Origin of the sequence: Stenotrophomonas sp. PS02301, from assembly GCF_029959485.1 — a bacterium.
Classification (GTDB): domain Bacteria; phylum Pseudomonadota; class Gammaproteobacteria; order Xanthomonadales; family Xanthomonadaceae; genus Stenotrophomonas; species Stenotrophomonas maltophilia_Z.
Map to the genome: position 1 here is coordinate 1 of NZ_JASCOO010000161.1, position 5,062 is coordinate 5,062.

The window sequence follows — 5,062 nt, forward strand, 5'->3', positions numbered from 1 at the left end:
GGGGGGGGGGCGGGCGCCCCCGCCCCGCCGCCCCCCCCCCCCCCCCCCCCCCCCCCCCCCCCCCCCCCCCCCCCCCCCGACGGTTGACTCAGCCTTCGTCCTGCTCGTATTCCACGAAGACATCCAGCTCCAGCGCCAGTTCCTGCACCGCGTCACGCACGCGCTGGGCGCCGAGTGCGTTGCCTACTTCCACTTCCAGTTCGTGCGTGCCCGGGCCGATGTCATCGGACAGGCCGGCCGAGCTGGAATCGTCGTCGTCCATGTGCGGCATCAGGTCGTCGGTTTCCTCGACGTGTTCGATCCCCTCGATGCTCTGCAGCAGGTCGGTGATGGCACGTGCATCGTCTTCGGTGCCGGTGATTCGCAGTCGCAACAGGGCCATGGGTCGAGCCTCGGGGGAAAGGGACTCCAGCCTAGCCAGCACGCGGAAAAGGTCGGGTGAGGATGCGCGCCGGGTCGTGGCGTCCGGTTCAGTCGTGCGTGCGGTCCGCAGGCGGCAGGCCCAGCAGTTCATCCGGCAGGGCGGGCAGCGGGGTGCGCTCATCCAGTGCTTCGCGCTTGAGCCAGTCCATGAACGCCTGCGCGGTCGGGCTGAGCGGCCGGTGTTCGGCGTGGACCACGTAGTAGGCGTAGCGCGCCTTGAGTGCGGGGCCGGGCAGGCGCACCAGCTCATAGCGCTGCAGGTAGGGCTGGGCGATGTGCTTGCGCGCCAGCACTGCGCCGATACCGTAGACCGCGGCGCGCATCGCATCGGTGCTGTCGCTGAAGGTGTGCAGCGAGGGCAGGTCCAGCCCGCGCACACCCGCCGCCCGGAACCAGTCGCGCCAACCCTGCGGCGACATGTCGCTGAGCAGCGGCAAGGTGGCGATCTGTGCCGGTTCGCGCAGCATCGAGACGCCCGCCAGGGAAGGTGAGGCCACCGGGCAGAGTTCATCGTCCATCAGGTGATGCGCGGCCATGCCTGGCCACTGGCCAAGACCGTAACGGATGCCCAGTTCCGGACCCGTCTCGTCGAAGCGCACCAGCTCGGTGCTGGTCTGCAGCTCGATACGCATGCGCGGATGCTGTTGGGTGAAGCGCGGCAAACGCGGGATCAGCCAGCAGTACGACAGCGAGCGGATGGTGGTGACCCGCAGCGGCACGATGTCCGCCTGGGGATGCAGGTTGCCGGCCACTGCGTTGAGATCACTGAGCGCGGCCGCCGCCGCGTCGGCCAACTGGCGGCCTTCGGCGGTCAGCCGCACGCCGCGCGCATGGCGCTGGAAGAGGATGGTTCCAAGCAGGTCTTCCAGCCGTCGCACGTGGTGGCTGACCGCGCTGGCGGTGAGGTGCAGCTCCTGGGCGGCGTGGGCGAAGTTCTGGTGGCGTGCGGCAACCGCGAACACCCCCAGCGCGGGCAGCAGGGCAGGGCGAAGGATCATGGTCGAGACCCAAATCATATTTGTGGCTTGCACGGATACTACGCGCTTGTGGGCGCGTGACGGCAGGCGGATGCTGTCGCCCTTCCTCCCCCGGATTCACGCGCATGTTGCCGTCCCTTACCGCTCGCCCTGCGTGTCAGCTTCCCTGCGGAGGCCCACCGTGAGCGGGGCGCCGCTGGCCGCAGGTACGGTGGAGCGCGATTGGCGTACCCCGCTGGAACTGACCGTACTCGGCGCGATCTGGGGCTGCTCATTCCTGTTCATGCGGGTGGCCGTGCCGGCCTTCGGACCGTACGCACTGGTGGAGGTGCGGTTGCTGCTCGGCGCGCTCGTGCTGCTGCCGTTCCTGTGGCAGGCGCGCGCGCAGTTCCCGGCGCGTCGCTGGCTGTGGCTGGCACCGATCGGCCTGATCAATTCGGCCATCCCGTTCGTCCTGTTCGCCTGGGCCGCACAACGCGCCCCGGCCGCGATCGGGGCGATCTGCAATGCGATGACCGTGCTGTTCGCCGCGCTGATCGCGTTCCTGTTCTTCGGCGAAAAGATCGGCATGCGCCGCGCGATCGCCCTGCTGGTCGGCTTCGCCGGCGTGGTGGTGCTGGCCACGGCCAAAGTGTCCGGTCTGAGCATCGGTGCGGCGGTGATGGCCGGTGCCCTGGCCGCGCTGTTGTATGGCCTGGGCGTCAATCTGGTGAAACGCCACATGACCGGCCTGCCGCCGGCGGCCTCGGCCGGTGCCACGCTCGGCTGCGCGGCGATCCTGCTGCTGCCGATGGCGCTGACCCATTGGCCGACCGCCCCGATCCCGATGCTGTCCTGGGCCTGCGCGATCGCCTTGGGCGTGGTCTGCACCGGCCTGGCGTTCCTGATGTTCTACCGCCTGATCGCCCGCATCGGCCCGGCCCGTGCCTCGACCGTGACCTATCTGGTGCCGATGTTCGGTGCGCTGTTCGCGTGGCTGTTCCTGGGCGAACCGGTGACCGGCACGATGGTCGTGGCGGGCGTGCTCATTCTCGGGAGTGTGGCGGTGTCCCAGAAGCGATAGAGATCGCCTCTGCGGAGGCGATCGGCCGGCCAGCGGCCGGCACGACCGAGACGTGCATATCCAATCCCATGCACGTTCAACGCGCCAGTGGCTTGGCCTTATCGCACCGGCACCGGGATGTTGCACAGGTCGATGTGGCCGGCCGGCCGCTTGTAGAAATCATCGACGCGGTTGCGGCGCGCTTCGGTCGCATCGGCAAAGGTCCTGGAGTCGGTGCGCAGCACCTGCAGCTTGGGTCGCTGCGCAGCCGGTACATCGCTGGCCCGCTGGATCGAATGGATCGCGGTGCGCTGCGCCGGATCGGCGTAGAAGCCCATCGGTGCCGGTCCACGCGGCAGCGCGCTGAGCAGCTCCATGCCCTGCAGCACGCGGCCGACCACGGTGATGTTGCGGTCCAGCTGACGCGGTGACTGCCCGGTCACCACGTACAGCTCCGCGCCGATGCTGCTGTCTTCCTCGTTGCTGCGGCCGGCGCCCAGTGCACCGTAGCAATGCGCCAGCCAGGTCTTGCCGTCCTCGCGGTCCTGGCCCACCGGGAAGCCGTTGACGAAACCGGTCTGGTCGGCCCAGCCGTCACGGTCGGGCAGGGGGCTGACCTTGAGCCCCTTGCTGTCGCGCTGGAACTCGGCCGGGAGCTTGCGCGTGGCGCTGCCGAGCGGCTTCGCCTTGGCGGCATCATCGGCGTCGGCATCGCCGAACTGCACCACGAAATTGTCCTGCGCGCGGTAGATGCTCTGGCCATCCCAGAAATGCTCGTGGGCAAGCGTCTGGATGTTGGCCACGTGCTGCGGCGCGAACGCCGGGGCCAGCTCGATGATGACGCGGCCGGCGGGCAGGTTCATGTACAGCAGGTTGGCCGGGTCGGGCGTGCGCCAGTCACTGTCCGGCGAGGCGTCCAGAATCTGCTGCGGGCTGCGGTAAGGCGTGGCCGCGCTGGCAAGGCTGGGCAGCAGGCAGGCCAGGGCGAGGGTGAGCAGGGCAGGACGACGTGGCGACATGGCAGACCCGTTCAGGAAGGGAGTGCCCGATTGTGCGCGAAGCGCACCGGCTACGGCCAGCCAGGGGATGTCCTGCGACAGGGTGACTAACGACACATCCGCTATAGCGAAGTTCGGACTAGTGTGGACTCCACGCTAGCGGAGACCGCCATGAGCGACCACGAGGTCCACCTCAAGAAGTTCCAGAAAGAGCTCAGCTCCGGCACGGTCTCGCTGGCCTTGCTGGCGGTGTTGGCCAAGGCCGGTGAGCCGCTGTATGGCTACCTGATCGCCAAGGAGCTGGAGCGGGTCGGCGAGGGCGTGCTGAGCGGGAAGCAGAGCGCGCTCTACCCGGTGCTGCGCAACCTGGAAGGGGCCGGGTTGCTGGAAAGCCATGTTGAACCGTCGGTGGCCGGGCCACCGCGCCGCTATTACCGCATCAATGACACGGGGCGTGAAGTGCTCAGGCACTGGACCGCCGCGTGGCGTGCCACCCGTGATTCCGTCGATTCCGTCCTGGAAGGGGTAACCGCATGAACATCGAATCCGTGGCCGGTCGGGCCTTGCCGACCACCATTCCCGCGTATCTGGCACAGCTGCGCGCGGCGCTGCACGACGCCGATCCGGCGATGGTGCAGGACGCCCTGTACGACGCCGAGGAATACCTGCGCTCGGAGCTGGCCGCACAGCCGGGGCGCAGCGAGGCCGAGGTGATCGCCGATGTGGCCGGCAGCTACGGTGCGCCGGAAGAAGTGGCCGAGATCTACCGCGAAACGGAAATCACCGTGAACCGTGCGCTGCGCACGCCGAGCGCGGGTGCTGCGCCGATCCGACGTGCAGCGGCCACCAGCCCCGGCATCGCCTCGGTACCACCGCCGCAGGCGCCGCCCAAGCCACGCTCGGCCGTGGCCCGCTTCTTCGGTGTCGCACTGGAGGCACGCACCTATGGCGCGCTGTTCTACATGCTCCTGTCGCTGGCCACCGGTACGTTCTTCTTCACCTGGGTGGTTACCGGCCTGTCGCTGTCGCTGGGCCTGATGGTGCTGATCATCGGCATTCCGGTGGCGGTGTTGTTCTTCGGCTCGGTGCGCGGTCTGTCGCTGCTGGAAGGGCGGTTGGTCGAAGCCCTGCTCGGCGAGCGCATGCCGCGCCGGCCGACGTATTCCGACCGCAGCCGCAGCTGGCTGCAGCGCATCGGCGACATGTTCACCGATGGCCGCACCTGGCTGACGCTGCTGTACTTCGTGCTGATGCTGCCGCTGGGCATCGTCTACTTCACGATCGCCACCACGTTGTTGTCGACCTCGATCGGCTTCATCTGGGCACCGGTGGCGGCGCTGTTCTCCAGTGACTACGTGGGCATCCACATCGACGGCATCCAGATGCTGCCGCTCTGGGTCACACCGCTGCTGGCGATCATCGGTGTGCTGCTGCTGTTCGCGACGCTGCACCTGGCGCGTGGCATCGGTCACCTGCACGGGATGATGGCCAAGCATCTGCTGGTGCGGCTGTAACCCACGGCCACAGGTCGGAACCCGAGGATCCGGTAGTGGGGGGGGGGGGGGGGGGGGGGGGGCGCCGCCCGCGCCGCGGGGGCGGCGCCCGCCCCCCGCCCGCGCCCC

At 68.8% G+C, this 5,062-nt stretch carries 6 protein-coding genes; 3 read left to right on the forward strand and 3 right to left on the reverse strand.

The window, feature by feature from the left end; all coding sequences use genetic code 11:
- Positions 1–88: 88 nt before the first annotated feature.
- Together QMX81_RS20345 and QMX81_RS20350 are read right to left on the reverse strand one after the other, a co-directional pair.
- A complete protein-coding gene (locus QMX81_RS20345) occupies positions 89–382 on the reverse strand; it encodes a hypothetical protein (RefSeq protein ID WP_019184421.1) in 294 nt (97 codons plus the stop codon).
- Positions 383–470: 88 nt separating this feature from the next.
- On the reverse strand, positions 471–1,421 hold the full coding sequence (locus QMX81_RS20350) for a LysR substrate-binding domain-containing protein (RefSeq protein ID WP_282264228.1): 951 nt from the start codon (positions 1,419–1,421) through the stop codon (positions 471–473).
- A 160-nt stretch (positions 1,422–1,581) separates the two neighbouring features.
- Here QMX81_RS20350 and QMX81_RS20355 point away from each other — a divergent pair, with 160 nt between their 5' ends.
- A complete protein-coding gene (locus QMX81_RS20355; RefSeq protein WP_152151736.1) occupies positions 1,582–2,463 on the forward strand; it encodes a DMT family transporter in 882 nt (293 codons plus the stop codon).
- 98 nt (positions 2,464–2,561) lie between these two features.
- Here the strand turns inward: QMX81_RS20355 and QMX81_RS20360 are convergent, their stop codons facing one another.
- On the reverse strand, positions 2,562–3,461 hold the full coding sequence (locus QMX81_RS20360; RefSeq protein ID WP_282264233.1) for a peptidylprolyl isomerase: 900 nt from the start codon (positions 3,459–3,461) through the stop codon (positions 2,562–2,564).
- Positions 3,462–3,611: 150 nt separating this feature from the next.
- Here QMX81_RS20360 and QMX81_RS20365 point away from each other — a divergent pair, with 150 nt between their 5' ends.
- Both QMX81_RS20365 and QMX81_RS20370 read left to right on the forward strand, forming a co-directional pair.
- Positions 3,612–3,977: a PadR family transcriptional regulator gene (locus tag QMX81_RS20365; protein ID WP_282264235.1), complete on the forward strand. Its 366-nt coding sequence runs from the start codon at positions 3,612–3,614 to the stop codon at positions 3,975–3,977.
- Positions 3,974–4,954 (forward strand): sensor domain-containing protein, encoded by a 981-nt coding sequence (locus QMX81_RS20370; RefSeq protein ID WP_282264237.1) that lies wholly within the window; start codon positions 3,974–3,976, stop codon positions 4,952–4,954. Before QMX81_RS20365 ends, QMX81_RS20370 begins: the two co-directional genes overlap by 4 nt.
- The last annotated feature ends 108 nt before the right edge of the window (positions 4,955–5,062 follow it).